Annotated in this window: 21 protein-coding genes; 12 read left to right on the forward strand and 9 right to left on the reverse strand. The window is 61.7% G+C overall.

What is annotated here, in order from left to right; all coding sequences use genetic code 11:
• Nucleotides 1-41: 41 nt before the first annotated feature.
• The 5 genes from tpx to NPS47_RS25875 all read right to left on the reverse strand — a co-directional run bounded on the left by tpx (nucleotide 42) and on the right by NPS47_RS25875 (nucleotide 4,063).
• Nucleotides 42-542, reverse strand: coding sequence for a thiol peroxidase (gene tpx, locus NPS47_RS23420; RefSeq protein ID WP_274297124.1), 501 nt, complete (start codon nucleotides 540-542; stop codon nucleotides 42-44).
• Between the two features lie 166 nt (nucleotides 543-708).
• Nucleotides 709-1,986 (reverse strand): serine/threonine transporter, encoded by a 1,278-nt coding sequence (locus NPS47_RS23425; protein WP_274297125.1) that lies wholly within the window; start codon nucleotides 1,984-1,986, stop codon nucleotides 709-711.
• Between the two features lie 233 nt (nucleotides 1,987-2,219).
• Nucleotides 2,220-3,413, reverse strand: coding sequence for an aromatic amino acid transaminase (locus NPS47_RS23430; RefSeq protein ID WP_274297126.1), 1,194 nt, complete (start codon nucleotides 3,411-3,413; stop codon nucleotides 2,220-2,222).
• A gap of 90 nt (nucleotides 3,414-3,503) precedes the next feature.
• Nucleotides 3,504-3,785 carry a response regulator transcription factor gene (locus NPS47_RS23435; protein WP_274297127.1) on the reverse strand — a complete coding sequence of 94 codons (282 nt, stop codon included), beginning with the start codon at nucleotides 3,783-3,785 and terminating at the stop codon, nucleotides 3,504-3,506.
• Nucleotides 3,746-4,063 (reverse strand): response regulator transcription factor, encoded by a 318-nt coding sequence (locus tag NPS47_RS25875; RefSeq protein ID WP_425313547.1) that lies wholly within the window; start codon nucleotides 4,061-4,063, stop codon nucleotides 3,746-3,748. Before NPS47_RS25875 ends, NPS47_RS23435 begins: the two co-directional genes overlap by 40 nt.
• Before the next feature lie 146 nt (nucleotides 4,064-4,209).
• Between NPS47_RS25875 and NPS47_RS23440 the strand changes: the two genes are divergently transcribed.
• Together NPS47_RS23440 and NPS47_RS23445 are read left to right on the forward strand one after the other, a co-directional pair.
• Nucleotides 4,210-5,271 carry a hypothetical protein gene (locus NPS47_RS23440; RefSeq protein WP_274297128.1) on the forward strand — a complete coding sequence of 354 codons (1,062 nt, stop codon included), beginning with the start codon at nucleotides 4,210-4,212 and terminating at the stop codon, nucleotides 5,269-5,271.
• A 62-nt stretch (nucleotides 5,272-5,333) separates the two neighbouring features.
• The gene (locus tag NPS47_RS23445) at nucleotides 5,334-5,819 is read left to right on the forward strand and encodes a hypothetical protein (protein ID WP_274297129.1); all 486 of its coding nucleotides are present in this window, start codon (nucleotides 5,334-5,336) and stop codon (nucleotides 5,817-5,819) included.
• Between the two features lie 41 nt (nucleotides 5,820-5,860).
• Here NPS47_RS23445 and NPS47_RS23450 read toward each other — a convergent pair whose 3' ends face one another.
• Nucleotides 5,861-6,883 carry an Ldh family oxidoreductase gene (locus NPS47_RS23450; RefSeq protein ID WP_274297130.1) on the reverse strand — a complete coding sequence of 341 codons (1,023 nt, stop codon included), beginning with the start codon at nucleotides 6,881-6,883 and terminating at the stop codon, nucleotides 5,861-5,863.
• A gap of 148 nt (nucleotides 6,884-7,031) precedes the next feature.
• Between NPS47_RS23450 and NPS47_RS23455 the strand changes: the two genes are divergently transcribed.
• The 6 genes from NPS47_RS23455 to NPS47_RS23480 all read left to right on the forward strand — a co-directional run bounded on the left by NPS47_RS23455 (nucleotide 7,032) and on the right by NPS47_RS23480 (nucleotide 12,307).
• Entirely contained in the window at nucleotides 7,032-7,901 is an 870-nt protein-coding gene (locus NPS47_RS23455) for a MurR/RpiR family transcriptional regulator (protein WP_274297131.1), read from the forward strand.
• 31 nt (nucleotides 7,902-7,932) lie between these two features.
• The gene (locus tag NPS47_RS23460; RefSeq protein WP_274297132.1) at nucleotides 7,933-8,691 is read left to right on the forward strand and encodes a transporter substrate-binding domain-containing protein; all 759 of its coding nucleotides are present in this window, start codon (nucleotides 7,933-7,935) and stop codon (nucleotides 8,689-8,691) included.
• 116 nt (nucleotides 8,692-8,807) lie between these two features.
• Complete coding sequence (locus NPS47_RS23465; RefSeq protein WP_038611434.1) at nucleotides 8,808-9,527, forward strand: ABC transporter permease; 720 nt, start codon at nucleotides 8,808-8,810, stop codon at nucleotides 9,525-9,527.
• Nucleotides 9,524-10,234 (forward strand): ABC transporter permease, encoded by a 711-nt coding sequence (locus NPS47_RS23470; RefSeq protein WP_274297133.1) that lies wholly within the window; start codon nucleotides 9,524-9,526, stop codon nucleotides 10,232-10,234. Before NPS47_RS23465 ends, NPS47_RS23470 begins: the two co-directional genes overlap by 4 nt.
• A gap of 24 nt (nucleotides 10,235-10,258) precedes the next feature.
• A complete protein-coding gene (locus NPS47_RS23475; RefSeq protein WP_274297134.1) occupies nucleotides 10,259-11,500 on the forward strand; it encodes an NAD(P)/FAD-dependent oxidoreductase in 1,242 nt (413 codons plus the stop codon).
• A gap of 18 nt (nucleotides 11,501-11,518) precedes the next feature.
• Nucleotides 11,519-12,307, forward strand: a complete 789-nt coding sequence (locus tag NPS47_RS23480; RefSeq protein WP_274297135.1) for an amino acid ABC transporter ATP-binding protein — start codon at nucleotides 11,519-11,521, stop codon at nucleotides 12,305-12,307.
• Nucleotides 12,308-12,370: 63 nt separating this feature from the next.
• Here the strand turns inward: NPS47_RS23480 and NPS47_RS23485 are convergent, their stop codons facing one another.
• Nucleotides 12,371-12,661, reverse strand: a complete 291-nt coding sequence (locus NPS47_RS23485) for a hypothetical protein (protein ID WP_274297136.1) — start codon at nucleotides 12,659-12,661, stop codon at nucleotides 12,371-12,373.
• 418 nt (nucleotides 12,662-13,079) lie between these two features.
• Here NPS47_RS23485 and NPS47_RS23490 point away from each other — a divergent pair, with 418 nt between their 5' ends.
• Together NPS47_RS23490 and NPS47_RS23495 are read left to right on the forward strand one after the other, a co-directional pair.
• Complete coding sequence (locus NPS47_RS23490) at nucleotides 13,080-13,895, forward strand: gamma-glutamyl-gamma-aminobutyrate hydrolase family protein (RefSeq protein ID WP_274297137.1); 816 nt, start codon at nucleotides 13,080-13,082, stop codon at nucleotides 13,893-13,895.
• A 187-nt stretch (nucleotides 13,896-14,082) separates the two neighbouring features.
• Complete coding sequence (locus tag NPS47_RS23495) at nucleotides 14,083-15,156, forward strand: NAD(P)-dependent alcohol dehydrogenase (protein WP_274297138.1); 1,074 nt, start codon at nucleotides 14,083-14,085, stop codon at nucleotides 15,154-15,156.
• 76 nt (nucleotides 15,157-15,232) lie between these two features.
• Here NPS47_RS23495 and NPS47_RS23500 read toward each other — a convergent pair whose 3' ends face one another.
• Both NPS47_RS23500 and NPS47_RS23505 read right to left on the reverse strand, forming a co-directional pair.
• Nucleotides 15,233-15,913 carry an MOSC domain-containing protein gene (locus NPS47_RS23500; RefSeq protein WP_425313548.1) on the reverse strand — a complete coding sequence of 227 codons (681 nt, stop codon included), beginning with the start codon at nucleotides 15,911-15,913 and terminating at the stop codon, nucleotides 15,233-15,235.
• A gap of 5 nt (nucleotides 15,914-15,918) precedes the next feature.
• Nucleotides 15,919-16,476: a MarR family winged helix-turn-helix transcriptional regulator gene (locus NPS47_RS23505; protein WP_274297140.1), complete on the reverse strand. Its 558-nt coding sequence runs from the start codon at nucleotides 16,474-16,476 to the stop codon at nucleotides 15,919-15,921.
• 124 nt (nucleotides 16,477-16,600) lie between these two features.
• Between NPS47_RS23505 and NPS47_RS23510 the strand changes: the two genes are divergently transcribed.
• Nucleotides 16,601-17,335: a hypothetical protein gene (locus tag NPS47_RS23510; RefSeq protein WP_274297141.1), complete on the forward strand. Its 735-nt coding sequence runs from the start codon at nucleotides 16,601-16,603 to the stop codon at nucleotides 17,333-17,335.
• An 81-nt stretch (nucleotides 17,336-17,416) separates the two neighbouring features.
• Nucleotides 17,417-17,731 (forward strand): hypothetical protein (locus tag NPS47_RS23515; protein ID WP_274297142.1); only part of this gene is annotated, 315 nt, incomplete at its 3' end.

The following is a 17,731-nucleotide window of genomic DNA, read 5'->3' on the forward strand; positions in this document are numbered from 1 at the left end:
TCGAATCGCGGGGCAAGCCCGCTCCCACCGCTGCAATCAGATTACTTCAAGACAGCCAGAGCAGCCTCATAGTTCGGCTCGTCGGCGATTTCGCCAACCAGTTCGCTGTGCAGCACGTTGTCATTTTCATCCAGCACCACCACCGCGCGGGCGGTCAGACCGGCCAGCGGGCCGTCGGCGATGGCAACGCCGTAGTTCTCGATGAACTCGCGGCCACGCAGGGTCGACAGGTTCTGGACGTTTTCCAGGCCTTCAGCGCCACAGAAGCGCGCTTGCGCGAACGGCAGGTCAGCAGAAATGCACAGCACCACGGTGTTGTTCAGTTCGTTGGCCTTCTTGTTGAAGGTGCGCACCGAGGTAGCGCAGGTCGGGGTATCGACGCTCGGGAAGATGTTCAGCACTTTGCGTTTGCCGGCCAGGCTGGCCAGGGTCACGTCAGCCAGGCCTGCACCAACCAGGGAAAACGCTGGCGCTTTCGAGCCGACCTTCGGCAGTTCGCCGTTGACCTGAACAGGATTGCCTTTGAGAGTCACTTGAGCCATGAGCTGAGTCCTTATGCGGGGTGAGTGGTAAAGGACCAGAGTTAATCATGAAAGTGCCCGGGCACCTATGGGGGAGAAGCAAATTGTTGTATTGCCAGACAATTATTGTGGACAAACCGGCCACCCGAAAGCAGACAATCCTGCTTGCGGGTGGCCGGTCAACCGGTCAACTGAGCAGCGAATAGACCAGCGCCGAGATCGCCACCAGGCCAACGGCCACGACGAACACGTTGGACATCTGCCCGCTGTATTTACGCATGGCCGGGACCTTGCGGATGGCGTACATCGGCATCAGGAACAGGATCGCCGCGATCACCGGGCCGCCGAGGGTCTCGATCATGCCGAGGATGCTCGGGTTGAGGGTGGCGACGATCCAGCAGATCACCAGCATGAAGGCGGCGGTCATGCGGTCCAGGGCCTTGGCGCCTGGACGCTTGCCGGTCTTGACGATCAAGCCCTTGAGGCCCTCGCTGGCACCGATGTAGTGGCCCAGGAACGACTTGGCGATGGCGATGAAGGCAATCAGCGGCGCGGCAAACGCGATGGTCGGGTTGCTGAAGTGGTTGGCCAGGTACGACAGGATCGACAGGTTCTGCGCCTTGGCTTCGGCCAGTTGTGCCGGGGTCAGGGTCAGCACGCAGCTGAACACGAAGAACATCACCATCGCCACCATCAGCAGGTGGGCACGGCACAGGATCTGCCCGCTGCGCTCGTCGGCGTGCACGCCGTAACGGCGCTTCTGGTCGACGGCAAAGGCCGAGATGATCGGCGAATGGTTGAACGAGAACACCATCACCGGGATCGCCAGCCACAGGGTGTGCAGGAAGGCCGAACCCGACGGCACTTCAGTGGCGGTGCTGAGGATACCGCCGCTCCAGTGCGGAATCAGGAACACGGCGAGGAATGCCAGGGCCACGATGAACGGATAGACCAGCAGGCTCATGACCTTGACCGTCGCCTGCTCACCGCAGCGGACAATGGCCAGCAAGCCGAGAATCAGCACGAACGACAGTGCCGCGCGCGGTGGTGGCTCGATGTGCAGCTGGTGCTCCATAAAGCTGCCGACCGTGTTGGTCAGGGCCACGCTGTAGATCAGCAGGATCGGGAAGATGGCGAAGAAATACAGCAGGGTGATCAGGGCGCCAGCCTGAATGCCGAAGTGCTCTTCGACCACGTCGGTGATGTCGGCGCCATCGCGCCCGGACAGCACAAAGCGGGTCAGACCGCGGTGGGCGTAGTAGGTCATCGGGAATGCCAGCAACGCCAGGATCAGCAAGGGCCAGAAGCCACCCAGCCCGGCATTGATTGGCAAGAACAGGGTTCCAGCGCCGATCGCCGTGCCAAACAGGCCCAGCATCCAGGTTGTATCCTGACGGGACCAGCTGCCGAGGGCGACTGGGGTCGATTCGAAGCGTTGTTCAACGCTCGGGGCCTGCTCATTCATCCGGGTGCAACTCCACTCGCAAGACTGCAACAGGGCTGAGAGTGGCGAAACAGAGGCATCACCGCCCCTCAACCATACAAAGAGGGGCGCGATTGTGCGCCGATTGGTTGCACTTGCAAAGCCCCGCCCGACGGAGCGGTTGCACCTTTTACAAAAGCATCGCGGGGCAAGCCCGCTCCCACAGGGTGGATACCGCACCTGTGGGAGCGGGCTTGTCCCGCGATCAGGATTTCTTACTGAACCGCAGCAATCGCCTCAGCCACCTGCTGCAGGTTGTCCGGACGCAGCCCGGACATGCACACCCGGCCACTGTCGATCAGGTACACGCCGAACTCGTCACGTAGGCGACGCACCTGCTCGACGCTCAAACCGGTGTAACTGAACATCCCGCGCTGGCTCAGGAAGAACTGGAAGTCCTGACCCGGCAGCAGCACCGCCAGGGCATCGACCAGCCCTTGACGCATGTCGAGAATGCGCAGACGCATCTGCTCCACTTCAGCCGCCCATTGCGCGTTGAGCACCGCATCGCCCAGCACTGCGGCCACCAGTTGCGCACCGAAGGCCGGCGGGCTGGAGTAGTTGCGGCGCACCGTGGCCTTGAGCTGGCCAAGTACACTTTGCGCGGTGTCGGCATCGTCGCAGACCACCGACAGCCCCCCTACCCGCTCGCCATACAGCGAGAAGATCTTCGAGAACGAGTTGCTCACCAGGCACGGCACACCGGCACGGGCCACTTCGCGGATGGCAAAGGCGTCTTCTACCAGACCTTCACCGAAGCCCTGATAGGCGATATCAAGGAACGGGATCAGGTTACGCGCCTTGACCACCTCGATGACCTGCTGCCATTGCGCCTGGCTCAGGTCGACACCGGTCGGGTTGTGGCAGCACGGGTGCAGCAGCACGATGCTGTTGGCGGCCAGGCCCTGCAGGGTCGCGAGCATGCCGTCGAAGTCCAGGCCGCGGCTGTTCGGGTCGAAGTACGGGTAGGTGTTGACCTTGAAGCCTGCACCTTCAAAGATCGCCCGGTGGTTGTCCCAGGTCGGATTGCTGACCCACACCTGCGAATCGGGGAAATAGCGCTTGAGGAAGTCGGCACCGACTTTCAGCGCGCCAGAGCCACCGACAGTCTGCACGGTGGCCACACGACCGCCCTGCACGGCTGGATGGTCGTTACCGAACAGCAACGCCTGGATTGCCTGGCGATAGCTGCTCAGACCTTCCATCGGCAGGTACAGCGAGGCTTCATGCGGCTGGCCGGCCATGCGCTTTTCAGCTTCGCCAACAGCAGCCAGTTGCGGCACCACGCCTGCGGCGTCGTAATACAGACCGATACTCAGGTTGACCTTGTTGGCGCGCGGATCGGCCTTGAAGGTTTCCATCAGGGAGAGAATCGGATCGCCGGCATAGGCATCGACATGTTTGAACACAGCGTGCAGCTCCTTGGGTCTGGGCAAATCGAGAAGGACTGTGCCGAGGATACCTGTAGCCGCGCCGAAGCAACATGACCTTTGATGCAACTAATCTGTGCACCCATGCATGCCTTGGCCCTTACACGGCCAGGGCAGCCAGCCTTGAGTGAAGGCCAGGTACAGCAAGGCACAAACATTGGCGCTCGCAGTCTTGCCGAGCATATTGCGCCGGTGCGTGCGTGTGGTCTGGTCACTGATGCCCAGCGCGCGGGCAACCTGCTTGTCGCTCAGCCCCTGGGCCAGATAACCCAGCACGTGTTGTTCACGTGCAGACAGCGGCGATGCCGACCTTACCCGCCCGGCCGCAAGGTCGGGGCTGCACCCAGGCACAGATAGATGGCCACCAGCGCGCTGGCTCTACCGACCTTAAGTTTGTCGAGAAGATTCTCGCGGTGTTTACGTGCCGTGGAAAAGGTAATGGACAACCGGTGTGCGACTTCGCGATCAGTCAATCCACGCGCAACCCACGAAAGCACTTCGGTCTCCCGGTCGCTCAATCGCATGTTCGCTCCCTGAACGGTTCGCCACCGCACCACCGGCCCATGCCTGAAAATCAAGCCTAGGACCTGCCCTACCCCTGTCAAGTCGAGCCCGAGCGGCCGTTTCATACCGCATTTGCCGAATGTTGCCGGGCCCCGCACTGCGCGAGGATTTCTTCGCCGATGTTGTTCAACCCGGTGGTCGGCGGCAGGGATTGTCGCTGCGAGTCGCTGTTCGGCCCACTCGAACTCACAATGGAAAAGGAATACACCTCATGAACTGGAATCGCTCGTTCACCGACCTGATCCGCAATGGCCGTGCTGCTTACTGGGGCAACTGGACCCTCGACCAGAAACTCAAGGTCGGCAGCGTCGGCTTTGTTTCCCCCGACAATGGTGACTTCACCCTGGTGCAGGAGCAGGCACCCGGGCTGATCATCAGCACGCGCAATGCGCCGAACCAGTGGAAATTGTCGTCGAGCAATGTCAAGCGCACTCAGAGCGGCGTGACCCTGGACGGCTCGGCCACCGACCCGGAAACCGGCACCAAGATCACCGCAGGCACAGAAGTGAAGTGGGATTTTGCCTCCACCGGCTCCATCGCCTCGGAATTCGGCATTTCCTCCGAAGCGTACCTTGCCGATCTCACCCAGCTGACCCAACCGCAAACCCTGCAGTGGCTCAAAGACCAGGCGACGCGAGTCAGCATGGCCTCAAGCACCGGCATCGCCCAGGGCTTCGGCGTGGTCACCAGCGTCATCTATGCCACCAGCGGCCTTAATGTCGGCTCGCAAGATGACAGCTCATCATTCTCTGTGACCGGCTCCGTGGGCGGCGTCCAGGACCTGCTGGCCAGCGCCGACGCCAAGGGCTCCTACGTTTCCACCAACCAGACCAAAAGCGTCGACCAGCACCTGTGGCCCGACAAGGCCAGCACCCTGGCCAGTCAGCCGATCCCGATTGCCTACACCTTTGCGTCGTTCGATGGTGAGCTGCTGATCCCGAACTGGATCAATCGCCTGGGCGGGCTGGAAATCCTCTTCAACAACCAGCCCGGCTGCACCTACATCACCAGCATCACGCTTGACTACGACACGCCTACCGGCAAGCAGCATCAGTCGTTCAGCCTCAGTGGCGGGCTGTCGAAAACCATTGGCAACATTCCGCTCAATGCCACCAACATCACCGCCCAGGTGTCGTTCAAAGGAATGATAAACAACGACAACTACAGCTTCAGCTGGCCGAGCCCGCTGGGCCAGTGGCTGACCGGAAGCCGGGAAATCCAGATGACCGGTGTATGGCCGGGCAAGACCTCGGCCAAAGACCTCCAGCACTGACAAGCGCCTGATCAATCCATCTGCATAACGCAGCCCACCAGGGCTGCGGCGAGGACACCGCTATGTGTAACTGCACATCCGACTTTCTGGTCAAACACGTCCGCATCCTTGGCCAGCGCCAACCTGACGACCTCTACAACCAATTGATACAACGCGATCTTGAAGTTCCTGAAGACGCGATGCGCATTCTCAATCAGAAGATCGACAACACCCGTGAAGCGGTGACACACCGTGCCGGTATCACCCTGCAAGCGAGGGTCGAAGAGTTCGGCCATCAGTATCCCAACACCGTGATGTTCATGGACCTGGCGACGCTGCGACAGCTCTGCACTTCGCTCAACCCGTTACAGCCCGGCAAGCGCGACTTCGATTGCAATGTACGCATCCCCTGGATTGTGACCTGGACGGGTACCAACAGTTACGAAGTGGTGCAGAACGCCGCCGGTTTTGCCGCTTCCACCAATACCGAGGGCTTTTGCAATCATTACCGCGAACCGGTAAAGGATCCGCAAAGCAAGACCAGTACCTGGAAACCTAAAGGCCTGTAACCGCCCGCCCCATCGTCAGCCTGGCTGACGATGGGGCCCGTTTATACCAACGCCTGCAACTGCTCCAGCTCGGAAACGGACAACGTCACCCCCTGGCGCGCCGACAACTCGCGCTCACGATAACGCCGCTCCCCCGGCATCCGCTGCAAGCCCACCGACTGCATCTGCCGTACCAGCTCATGGCTGCGCTCGGCAAAGCGACTGCCTTCGGCCTTGCCCGGATCAATCACGATAATCAGCTGTCCGGTCCAAGGGGTTTTCGCGCCCGGGTGTTGCGACCAGTCGAACTCCCAGGAGAAGTTTCCGCCGGTCAGTGCCGCCGCCAGCAGTTCGACCATCATCGACAGGGCCGAGCCCTTGTGCCCACCGAACGGCAACAGCGCGCCGCCGTCGAGAATCTTCTGCGGATCGCGGGTCGGCTCGCCCTGGCTGTCGACACCGATACCATCGGGCAGTTGCTCGCCTTTGCGCGCCGCGATCTGCACATCACCGTGGGCCATGGCGCTGGTGGCCATGTCGAAGACGATAGGGTCGCTACCGGCGCAAGGCGCGGCAAAAGCAATCGGGTTGGTGCCGAACAATGGCTGGCGGGCACCGTGCGGCACCACGCAGGTCATGCTGTTGACCACGCTCAAGGCCACCAGGCCTTCATCGGCGAAGGGCTCGACATCCGGCCACAGGGCCGCGAAATGGTGCGAGTTATGGATGGCCAGCACGGCGATCCCGGCACTGCGCGCTTTTTCCACCAGCAGCTCACGCGCAGCGGCCAGTGCCGGTTGGGCAAAGCCGCCTTTGGCGTCAACCCGTACATAACCACTGGCGACATCGACCACGTCAGGCACAGCCTTGCCGTCGACCCAGCCACTGGCCAGGGTCGAAACGTAACCGGGAATGCGGAACACACCATGGCTGTGGGCACCATCGCGCTGGGCGCTGGCGCAGTTGAACGCCAGGGCGCGGGCCACCGCTTCACTGGTGCCATGGCGAACAAAAATACGCTGCAACAAGGCCTGCAGATCGGCAAAAGCAATCTGCGTGACTGCGGTGTCGGGGCGTGCGGACATCTGAAGCTCCCTTTTTGGATTTGGAATGGGCGACAGCGATGAGCAATGGCGAAACTTTCCTCTTGTGACAGCAAACTGTCAAATGTTGACTTGATGACAGAAAACATTCATTTTCTGTTTCAACGTGCAACCGCCTTCGAGAATCGCCGTGAGCCAACCGATCAAACAACGCCTGGAAAACAGCCTGCACAATGCCGCGGCTTCCGGGCGCAAGATCGCCAGCTACATGCTCGCCAACCTCACCGACCTGCCGTTCGAAACCTCGGCAAGCCTGGCGGCAAAAATCGGCGTCAGCGAATCCAGTGTCGGGCGCTTCTGCCGGGCCCTGGGCTACGAACACCTCAAGGCACTCAAACACGATCTCAAGGACGACCTGGGCGATGGCCCGTGGCTGGTCGGTGATCGTTTGCAAGAATTCCGCCAACAGCATGGCAAAAATGCCTCCGGCCTGGCACGGAGCCTCGAACAGGAAGTCGGGGCGCTGGTGCGGGTCTACGAATACAGCCGCACCCCGGCCTGGGAAACGGTCAGCCAGCGCCTGGCGCAGCGGCGCAAGGTGTTTGTCGCCGGGTTTCAGACCGAGCGCGGCATCGCCCAGTGCATGGCCCACCTGCTGCAGTACCTGCGCGACGGTGTACAGGTGGTCGATGGCAGCGCCGGGCATTTCGGCGAGGTGCTACTCAGCGACCCGGCCGACTGCTCCCTGGTGGTGTTCGAAGCGCGCCGCTATTCCCGCCATGCCCTGAACCTGTGCCGTAAGGCCCATGAGGCGGGCATCCCGGTAACACTGGTTACCGACACCTTCTGTGACTGGGCCGATGCCAACGCCAGTGAGGTGTTTCGTATCCCCACCGAATTCAATCTGTTCTGGGAGTCCACCGCGACGATGCTGTCGTGGGTACACCTGATGGTCAACGAGGTCTGCAAGAAGCTAGGACCGGATGTTGAAAAACGCTTGGAAGCAACTGCCGCTCTACACAATGAATTCGTTGGCTACACGTCAGCGAGCAAACAATAGCAAGAGTGCAAACAACAGATCGAGGTGTAACATGAAACCCGTTATCCGCTTTGCAGGTGCGTGCGCCCTGCTGCTCGCCGGCGCAACCATGGCTCAGGCCGAAACCCTGAAAATTGCTACCGAAGGCGCCTACCCGCCGTTCAACTATGTCGATTCGGATAACCAGCTGCACGGCTTTGATGTCGATATCAGCAAAGCCCTGTGCGAGCAGATGAAGGTCGAATGCACCCTGGTGGCCCAGGACTGGGAAGGCATCATCCCGGCGTTGATGGCGAAGAAATACGACGCAGTGGTGGCGTCGATGATCAACACCGAAGAGCGCCGCAAGAAAATCGCCTTCACCAACCACTACTACAAAACGCCGCTGTCGGTCGCGGTGGCCAAGGACAGCGAAATCACCGACGCGCAGACCACCTTCAAGGGCTATACCGTCGGCGCGCAATCCTCCTCGACCCAGGCGATCTACGCCGAAGACGTCTACGGCAAGGCCGGTGCCGACGTCAAACTCTACCCGACCCTCGATGAAGCCAACGCCGACCTCGCCGCCGGCCGTCTGGATGGCGTGATTGCCGACAAATTCCCGCTGACCGAATGGCTGGGCAAGGCCGGCAAGGACTGCTGCAAGATCCTCGGCGACGTCAACGGTACCAAGGCTGACGCTTCGATTGCCGTGCGCAAGGAAGATGAAGCCTTGCGTGAGCGCCTGAACAAGGCCCTGGACGAGATCGTCGCCAACGGCACCTACCAGAAGATCGCCAGTCGTTACTTCGACTTCGATATCTATCAGTGACTGATCGCGGGGCAAGCCCGCTCCCACAGGGGTTGTTCATCACCTGTGGGAGCGGGCTTGCCCCGCGATAACCCCCTCACAAGCACCACACACTCTTGAACCGAGAGGGTCCGCCCATGCTCGAACAACTGTCCCTGTTATCTTTCGCCAGCGGCGGCTGGGGCCAGGCCCTGCTGGCCGGCGCCCTGGTGACGATTTCCCTGGCCCTGGCCTGCCTGCCCATCGGCTTGCCCCTCGGTCTGGGCGTGGCCTTGATGGCGCGCTCGCGCAAGCGCTTTCCGCGCGCCGTGGCCACCGTCTTTTCAACAGTGTTTCGCGGGCTGCCTGAGCTGCTGACGCTGTTGATCATCTACTACGGCTGCCAGATCGCCGCGCAGAAAATCCTCGCTGCCATGGGCTATGAAGGCGAAGTGCTGATCAACACTTTCCTCGCCGCGATGATCGCCTTCAGCCTGGTATTTGCCGCGTTCTCCAGCGAAATCTGGCTGGGCGCTTTCAAAACCGTCGCCAAAGGTCAATACGAGGCCTCTCAGGCCCTGGGCCTGAGCAAGGCCACAACCTTTCGCAAGGTGATCTTCCCGCAGCTGGTGCGCATTGCCATGCCGGGCCTGTCGAACAACTGGCTGTCACTGCTCAAGGACACCTCGCTGGTCTCGACCATCTCCCTGGTTGACCTGATGCGCCAGACCAACCTGGCGGTCAGCGTGACCAAGGAACCGATGTTCTTCTATGGCGTCGCCTGCCTCGGTTACCTGCTGTTCTCGGCGCTGTCGGGACGGGTTTTCGTGTTTATCGAGCAGTACTTCAGTCGTCACCTGCGGAGTGCCCGGACATGAGTTTCGATCAACTGTTGGCGCTGGTCCTCGATCCCGACCTGCTCGAACGCTACGGCCCGCGCTTTATCGACGGCCTGCTGGTGACCGGCAAGTTGGTGGCGATTTCCTTCACCCTCGGCGCCCTGCTCGGCATGCTGCTGGCCCTGGCACGCTTGTCCAACAGCCTGGTATTGCAGCGCCTGAGTGCCGGCTACATCTACTTCTTCCGTGGTTCGCCCCTGCTGGCCCAGCTGTTCTTGCTGTACTACGGGCTGGGTTCGCTCAAGGGCTTCTGGCAGGACGTGGGGATGTGGTGGTTCTTCCGCGAAGCCTGGTACTGCACGCTGCTGGCCTTCGTCCTCAACACCGCCGCCTACCAGGCGGAGATCTTCCGTGGCGCGCTGCTGGCCGTCGCCCCCGGCCAGTATGAAGCGGCCAAGGCCCTGAGCCTGAAGCGCTCGACCACCTTCTTCAAGGTGATCCTGCCGCAATCGATGATCGTCGCCATCGGCCCGCTGGGCAACGAACTGATCCTGATGATCAAGGCCAGCGCGATTGCCTCGCTGGTGACCATCTACGACCTGATGGGCGTGACCAAACTGGCCTTCTCGCGCAGTTTCGATTTCCAGATCTACCTGTGGGCCGCCGTGCTCTACCTGCTGATCGTCGAAATCGTGCGCCGCAGCCTGAAACACATAGAAGCCCGCCTGGGCCGCCACCTGCACTGATAGCCTGCTGTGAGGACCGTTCCAATGCATTGTCAAACCATCGTTCTGGGCGCCGGTATCGTCGGCGTCAGCACGGCCCTTCACCTGCAGGCCCGCGGTCGCAAGGTCATCCTCATCGACCGCGACGAGCCCGGCAGCGGCACCAGTCATGGCAACGCCGGTCTGATCGAGCGCTCCAGCGTGATCCCCTATGCCTTTCCGCGGGAGCTGTCGAGCCTGCTGCGCTACGGCCTCAATCGCCAGTCCGATGTGCGTTACAGCCTGACCCACGTACCGAAGATCGCGCCGTGGCTGTTCAAGTACTGGCAGAACTCCTCTGCCGCCGGCCTGAAGGTCGCCACCCACGCCATGTTGCCGCTGGTGCAACGCTGCGTGGAAGAACACGACGCCCTGATCGATGCCGCCGGGCTTGGCGAGCTGGTCAAGGCCAATGGCTGGATCGAGGTGTTTCGCAACGATGCGGCGTTCAGCAAGGCCAAAGCCGATGCACATGCCCTGGCGCCCTATGGCCTGAGCTACGAAGTGCTTGATCGCCAGCAACTGCATCAACGCGAAACCGACCTGAGCGACAACGTGGTCGGTGGCATCCACTGGCTCGACCCCAAGACCGTCACCAACCCCGGCGGCCTGACCCGTGGCTATGCCGCCCTGTTCGTCAAACGGGGCGGCCAGTTCATCCATGGCGATGCGCGTACCCTGCGCCAGATCGCCGGCGAATGGCAGGTCGACAGCCGCCAGGGCCCGATCACCGCCGCCGAGGTGGTAATCGCCCTCGGCCCGCAATCGGCTGACCTGTTCAAGCCGTTGGGTTATCGCATTCCGCTGGAAATCAAACGCGGCTATCACATGCATTACCAGGGCCGTGATGGCGCCGAACTCAAGCATTCGATCTGCGATGGCCAAGGTGGCTATGTGCTCGCACCGATGGCCCAGGGCATCCGCCTGACCACCGGCATCGAGTTCGCCGCCAGCGGCGACGCCGCCAACGAGATTCAACTCAAGCGCTGTGAAGTCCTGGCGCGCAGGATCTTCCCCCTTGGCCAGCGCCTCGACGCCCAGCCGTGGCTGGGGCGACGCCCTTGCCTGCCGGATATGCGCCCGGTGATCGGCCCGGCGGCACGCCACAAGGGCCTGTGGTTCAACTTCGGCCACGCCCATCACGGCCTGACGCTGGGGCCGGTCAGCGGCCGCCTGCTGGCCGAGATGCTCACCGGCGAGGCAACCTTTACCGACCCTGCGCCGTACAGCGCGGCACGCTTCAATTGATCGCGGGAGAATAACAATATGACCGCTTCACTGAGCCTTGCAGCAACCAGCCCCGCCCCCAACGCCGACCCGCGCAAAATCGTGGTCAGCATCGAGGGTTTGAACAAGCATTACGGTGCCTATCATGTGCTGCACGACATCAACCTGAACGTGCGCGAAGGTGAGCGCATTGTCCTGTGCGGGCCTTCGGGTTCGGGCAAATCCACGCTGATCCGCTGCATCAACCGCCTGGAAATCGCCGAGAAAGGAGTCATTCGAGTCAACGACACCGACCTGGCCCTGACCACCCGCCAGGCCGCCGATGTGCGCAGTGAAATCGGCATGGTGTTCCAGCACTTCAACCTGTTCCCGCACATGAGTGTTCTGGACAATTGCACCCTGGCGCCGATGAGCGTGCGCGGTTTATCGCGCAAGGAAGCGGAGGAACGTGCACGCTTCTATCTCAACAAGGTGGGTATCGAGAGCCAGGCCAACAAATACCCCAGCCAGCTTTCGGGTGGGCAGCAACAGCGCGTGGCGATTGCCCGGGCGCTGTGCATGAAGCCGAAGATCATGCTGTTCGACGAACCGACCTCGGCGCTCGACCCGGAAATGGTCGCCGAAGTGCTGGATGTGCTGGTGAAACTGGCGGATACCGGCATGACCATGCTCTGCGTCACCCATGAGATGGGCTTTGCCCGTCAGGTGGCCGAGCGGGTGCTGTTTCTGGATGGCGGGCAGATTATTGAAGATGCCAGCCCCGAGGCGTTTTTCAATAACCCGCAGACGGCGCGGGCCAAGGGCTTTCTCGCGCAGATTTTGCATTGATGCAATCGCGGGGCAAGCCCGCTCCTACTGTGGGAGCGGGCTTGCCCCGCGATAGATTCACCTTTATTGCGGATGCATCTTCGACTTGATCAGGCCGATGATAAAGGTCAGCACCGCGCCCCCGGCACCCCCGCCGATAATGCTGCTGATCAGTGCGGCCAGGTCCACTCCGCCACCGGCGGCCGCAGCCGCAGGCTCACCGGTTACCGCCGCGACAATCTGCCCGAGCACCACCCCGCCGATACCCCCGACGATCGAATTGAGCCCAGGCCCCATGCTTTGTTTGCTCATGCCGACAGCATTGCCGCCCACTACCCCGGCAATGATCTGAACCACCAGACTGACAATATCCATGATCTGTACCCCTTGCAGCGTTGAGAGGACGACTCGCATCCGACGACTACAAAAGGCACGACCACAGGATCAGAGGCGTCTTGGCCCGGTCAACGACTGCAGGCTGTTGCCGATGGCAAAAGTATAGGTGGCCAGTGGCCGCCCGGCTGTCAAATATAATTAACCGCGACAAACGCCCACAGCGCCGGCTGGCAAGGCATGCGCAGCGATAATTGCACCGAAGCAATGACAAGCTTCGCCCGCGCAATCTGAAGTCGTTTGACATATTAAACGGCTCTGGCAAGCTGTATGACAGGTTTCGACCGGAAATACGCGCCCTCAGCGCCCTTCCGGCAGTGCTCGAAACCTCAGGTAGCGCAAAGGTTTCAGCAGCGCGCCTGCACAATAATGACAGGCCGCGCCTGTCCCAAGGTGACATATGCCCAACAGCAACATTGGCAATAAGAAACAAACCCTTCGCAAACCCGTCGTCCTGATGACCATGGGCGCCCAGGAGCGCAAAGGTCACGATTATCAGGTCATGACCCACAAATACATCGTGCCGCTGGTTGAACACGCCGGTTGCGTACCCGTCCTGGTACCGACCTGCTGCGGCATCGAAGACCTCGAAACCTACCTGGACATGGCTGACGGTGTTTACCTCACCGGTGCGGGCAGCAACATCGACCCAGCGCTCTACGGCCAGGAAAACCAGACCCCGGGCAAAGCCCAGGATCGTGACCGCGACCTGTTCGACCTGCCCCTGGTGAAAGCCGCCATCGCCCGTGGCCTGCCGATTTTCGGCATCTGCCGTGGCATGCAGGAAATCAACGTAGCCCTGGGTGGCGACATCTACCAGAAGGTCTACGCAGAAGCCGGCTTCAACGATCACCGGGAAAACCCGGAAGATCCGGTCGACGTGCAGTACAGCGCTGTGCACAGCGTGCGTCTGGAGCAAGGCAGCTGGCTGCAGAAGCTGCTGCAAGGCAACGAGATCCGCGTCAACTCGCTGCACGGCCAGGGCCTGAAAAACCTCGGCAAAGGCATCGAGCCGCTGGCTTATGCCGAAGATGGCCTGGTAGAGGCGATCCATGCACCGAGCCTGTCGCCTTTCCTGTTTGCGGTGCAATGGCACCCGGAATGGCAAGCGGCGAAGAACCCGGATTCGGTGAAGATGTTCCAGGCCTTTGGCGACGCCTGCCGCAAGCAGATGGTCAAGGCTCAAGGCGGTAACAAGCTGAGCTCTGCGGCCTGATCTAGCTGCAATCGCGGGGCAAGCCCGCTCCCACCAGGTTGAGGTAAAACCTGTGGGAGCGGGCTTGCCCCGCGATGCGTTTCCCCCTTCATATTGATCCTGATCACTGGCCTTACGCCCGCCAAACGCGCACCCTGAACACAGACTGCACGCCCCAGCCACGCACACCTGTTCAGGAGAAATGGCCATGTCCCGCATGAAAGCGGCAATCTTCGTTGAAAAGAACCGCATCGTTCTGGATGAAAAACCCATCCCCGATGTCGGTCCCTCCGACGCGCTAGTACGCGTTACCACCACAACGATCTGCGGCACCGACGTGCACATCCTGCGTGGCGAGTACCCGGTCGCTAAAGGCCTGACCATCGGTCACGAGCCGGTCGGCATCATTGAAAAGCTCGGCAGCCAGGTTCAGGGTTTTAGCGAAGGCCAGCGGGTCATCGCCGGGGCGATCACCCCCAGCGGCCATAGCTACGCCTGTCTGTGCGGTTGCGCATCCCAGGATGGTCCGGGCACGCCACACGGCTTTCGCCCCGCAGGCGGCTGGAAGTTTGGCAACACCATCGATGGCTGCCAGGCTGAGTATGTGTTGGTGCCCGATGCCATGGCCAACCTGTCACCGATCCCCGACGGCCTCAGCGATGAACAGGTACTGATGTGCCCGGACATCATGTCCACCGGCTTTTCCGGGGCCGAACGCGGTGGCGTGCGTATTGGTGACACGGTCGCCGTGTTCGCCCTCGGGCCCATCGGCCTGTGCGCCTTAGCGGGTGCCCGTTTGATGGGCGCGACCACCATTATCGGTGTTGATACCGTTGCTGCGCGCCTGACGGTTGCGCGTCAGTTGGGGGCCACCCACGTGGTCGATTTCAAACAGGGCAATGTGGTGGAACAGATCATGGCCCTGACCCACGGCCGCGGTGTGGATGTCGCCATCGAAGCGCTCGGCACTCAATCAACTTTCGAGTCGGCCCTGCGCATCCTGCGCCCGGGCGGCACCTTGTCGAGCCTGGGCGTGTACTCGTCCGACCTGACCATCCCGCTGTCGGCCTTTGCCGCAGGCCTGGGCGACTACAGCATCGTCAGCACCCTGTGCCCCGGTGGCAAGGAGCGCATGCGCCGGTTGATGGAGGTGGTCGGCAGCGGCAGCGTCGATCTCAAGCCGTTGGTCACTCACCGTTTCAAGCTGGACGATATCGAGGCCGCTTATGAGCTGTTTGCGCACCAGCGCGATGGGGTGATGAAGGTCGCGATCACGCCTTGAGTCTTTTCGCGGGGCAAGCCCGCTCCCACCGGGCCATCACCATCCCGGTGGGAGCGGGCTTGCCCCGCGATAAATCTTACACCTGCGGTCCCTGCAGACGCGGGGCCCAGTCCTCCACTTCAGCCTGTTCCAGGCGGCGCGCCAGGGTTCGCTGCCAGTTCGGCACCAGAGGCAATTCCAGGCACTGGCGAATGATTTCACGATCCACACGCTTGTCGAACAACACAGACGCCAGCCGAGCTACCGACCACTGCGGATGCGGCCGCTCGACCAGTTCGAGCGCCATCCCCGCCGCCAGCACGCCCTCCTCCAGCACCCGGTAATACCAACCGGTACGACCGCTTTGCTGGACGCGCAACGACATGTCCTTGACCCCGAAACGATCATTGAGCTTCCAGCACGGCATGCGCCCCTGGGAAACTTCCAGCACCGCCGTGCCCACCCGCAAGCGATCACCCAGACATACGCTCTGCTCGGTCCAGCCGTAGGTGCTGAGGTTCTCGCCAAAGGCACCGGGTGCCTGTAGCAACGGGTGCTCACCCAACTCTTCAGCCCACAGCGCATAGTGCTCGCGCGGGTAATGATGAATGGCTTTTTCCTTGCCGCCATGCACCCGCAGATCACCCTGTTCGTCGCCCGCCAGGCCGAGCGCCGTCACCGCCAGTTCGCCGCTGCGTGGCTGTTTGGCGATCGCACTACTGGAACCTGGCCGGGTGAAGGGTACGGCCGTGCCGGTCAACACAGTTTCAAGCTTCATCGGCATTACTCCGTCGTTTCGGCGAGCTGATGCTCGCGGCAGATCAGTTCGCGCTCGGCCGCGGCCAGCGGCTCTTGGGTCAGTTCGCAAAAGCCACCGCTGGCAGTCTTGCGGTGAAACCGGCAGGTCTTGCACAAGCCGAATCCCGGTACGTTCTCGCTGCGTTGGACAGTGCGCAACAGGTCAGCAAGCAAGCTTTCCAGGTCCTGAGCACGCGTGCCCATGCGCGCGCTAGCGGCGGCCAGAAAATCCGGCGGCATCACCGCATCGAGCAAGGCCCGGGCAGGTTCGGTCAGGCTCAGGTGCACGCTGCGTTTGTCCGCCGCATCCTGGGTCTTGACGATCAAGCCCTTGGCCTCCAGGGCCTTGAGCGATTGCGAGACCGTGCCCTTGGTCAGCCCCAGGTACTCGGTTACCGCCAGCGGCGTATTGGAATAGCGGTTGCAGCGCGCCAGGTACAGCAAGGCGCTGAGCTGGATCGGCTGCAGATCGGCCAACAGCGGGTGCTGGCGGAACCAGACGCGGGTCAGGCTCGACAGCCTTTCCAACAGGTCGAATAGCACGGTGTGTAGCCTCGGTTGATCACGTCGATAGATAGTATCGAATAAAAACTATATTGACAAAGGCCGGGATGTGTTTAGGCTATTTGGTATCGATTCGAAACCATAATTCCACAGGAGTCATCCCATGAAGCGTACCCTGGCCTTCACCCTCAGCCTGCTCGCCACCCAGGTCTGGGCCCATGAAACCCCTGGCATCAACAGCGTCAAGGGCAATGCCGAAGCCGCCTTCGATCTGGTCCAGACCCGCGTCTTCAAGCAAGGCGACAATCTGGTGTTCGAACAACTGGTCGACGGCAAGGCCGGTAGCCGCCTGCCGAGCGCCAAGGGCGCGTTTGCCGGGGCCGAGGTCTACAGCTACGTCTGGCCCACCAGCCTGGACAGCAGCAGCGTCGGCTTCGAGGCCAAGGCCGGGATCCTCGCCCTGGCCCTGACCTCGCACCCGGATTTCGATGACACCCCGCAGCTCGACGAAAACCGCGATGGCAAGAGCGACAACGACGGCGGCCTGTGGCATTCCCACTGGGTGGTCTTGAGCAAGGATGAAAGCTGCGGCCCGAGCGGGCTCAAGGTGCGTGACATCCCCAAAGGGACCAAGCCGAAATTGCCCGCCACCTGGCCGGGTGCGCCGATCTACATCGACTCTCCCGGTTACGCGCTGAGCGTGGACAAGAACGCTGCGCAGATCAGCGTACCGCTGGCAGCGGTAGGCTTCCCGCAGAGCTTCAACTACGACGGTGTAACGGCAGCGCTGAAGGTCAACGCCGACCTGCACAATCCGCTGCTGTGTGTCAGCAGCGTGTGGGACATCAGCTCCGGTGACCTGTCGTTGCCGGGCACCTGGAAGCTCAAGCAGGATTAAGCGACAGCAGGCGAGCCGCCCGACGACAGGCTGCGGCTCGCCTCTGGGCAAACGCCCGTTGGCGTCGCTATGCTGGAGGTCATGAACGCCTCCCTGCCGACCCGCTCCCCCTGCCCGCCCGGCGCCTGCAATTGCGGCCGTGAAACGCTGCAGGACATGCGCATCCTGCTGCTGACCCGCCAGGAAGAAAAGCGCCTGCTCGAGCGCCTGGAGAATCTGCAGAGCCTGGCAGACCTGGAACACATGCAGCGCAAACTCTACGAGAACCTCGGCATTCGCCTGCAGATCAGCCCCAGCGATAACGAAGTGCGGACCATGCGCGGCTTCACCATCCAGATCGAAGCACTACCGGGCCTGTGCCGCAAGACCCGGCAAAACATCCCCGCCGCCATCCGG

The sequence above is a fragment of the Pseudomonas putida genome, assembly GCF_028682475.1.
Lineage (GTDB): Bacteria > Pseudomonadota > Gammaproteobacteria > Pseudomonadales > Pseudomonadaceae > Aquipseudomonas > Aquipseudomonas putida_AG.

Bases quoted from the DNA above. Each gene is read 5' to 3' on its own strand.
- tpx (WP_274297124.1), bottom strand. From the start codon at position 542: ATGGCTCAAGTGACTCTCAAAGGCAATCCTGTTCAGGTCAACGGCGAA.
- NPS47_RS23425 (WP_274297125.1), bottom strand. From the start codon at position 1,986: ATGAATGAGCAGGCCCCGAGCGTTGAACAACGCTTCGAATCGACCCCA.
- NPS47_RS25875 (WP_425313547.1), bottom strand. From the start codon at position 4,063: ATGAAACGGCCGCTCGGGCTCGACTTGACAGGGGTAGGGCAGGTCCTA.
- NPS47_RS23440 (WP_274297128.1), top strand. From the start codon at position 4,210: ATGAACTGGAATCGCTCGTTCACCGACCTGATCCGCAATGGCCGTGCT.
- NPS47_RS23445 (WP_274297129.1), top strand. From the start codon at position 5,334: ATGTGTAACTGCACATCCGACTTTCTGGTCAAACACGTCCGCATCCTT.
- NPS47_RS23450 (WP_274297130.1), bottom strand. From the start codon at position 6,883: ATGTCCGCACGCCCCGACACCGCAGTCACGCAGATTGCTTTTGCCGAT.
- NPS47_RS23460 (WP_274297132.1), top strand. From the start codon at position 7,933: ATGAAACCCGTTATCCGCTTTGCAGGTGCGTGCGCCCTGCTGCTCGCC.
- NPS47_RS23465 (WP_038611434.1), top strand. From the start codon at position 8,808: ATGCTCGAACAACTGTCCCTGTTATCTTTCGCCAGCGGCGGCTGGGGC.
- NPS47_RS23470 (WP_274297133.1), top strand. From the start codon at position 9,524: ATGAGTTTCGATCAACTGTTGGCGCTGGTCCTCGATCCCGACCTGCTC.
- NPS47_RS23475 (WP_274297134.1), top strand. From the start codon at position 10,259: ATGCATTGTCAAACCATCGTTCTGGGCGCCGGTATCGTCGGCGTCAGC.
- NPS47_RS23480 (WP_274297135.1), top strand. From the start codon at position 11,519: ATGACCGCTTCACTGAGCCTTGCAGCAACCAGCCCCGCCCCCAACGCC.
- NPS47_RS23485 (WP_274297136.1), bottom strand. From the start codon at position 12,661: ATGGATATTGTCAGTCTGGTGGTTCAGATCATTGCCGGGGTAGTGGGC.
- NPS47_RS23490 (WP_274297137.1), top strand. From the start codon at position 13,080: ATGCCCAACAGCAACATTGGCAATAAGAAACAAACCCTTCGCAAACCC.
- NPS47_RS23495 (WP_274297138.1), top strand. From the start codon at position 14,083: ATGTCCCGCATGAAAGCGGCAATCTTCGTTGAAAAGAACCGCATCGTT.
- NPS47_RS23500 (WP_425313548.1), bottom strand. From the start codon at position 15,913: ATGAAGCTTGAAACTGTGTTGACCGGCACGGCCGTACCCTTCACCCGG.
- NPS47_RS23510 (WP_274297141.1), top strand. From the start codon at position 16,601: ATGAAGCGTACCCTGGCCTTCACCCTCAGCCTGCTCGCCACCCAGGTC.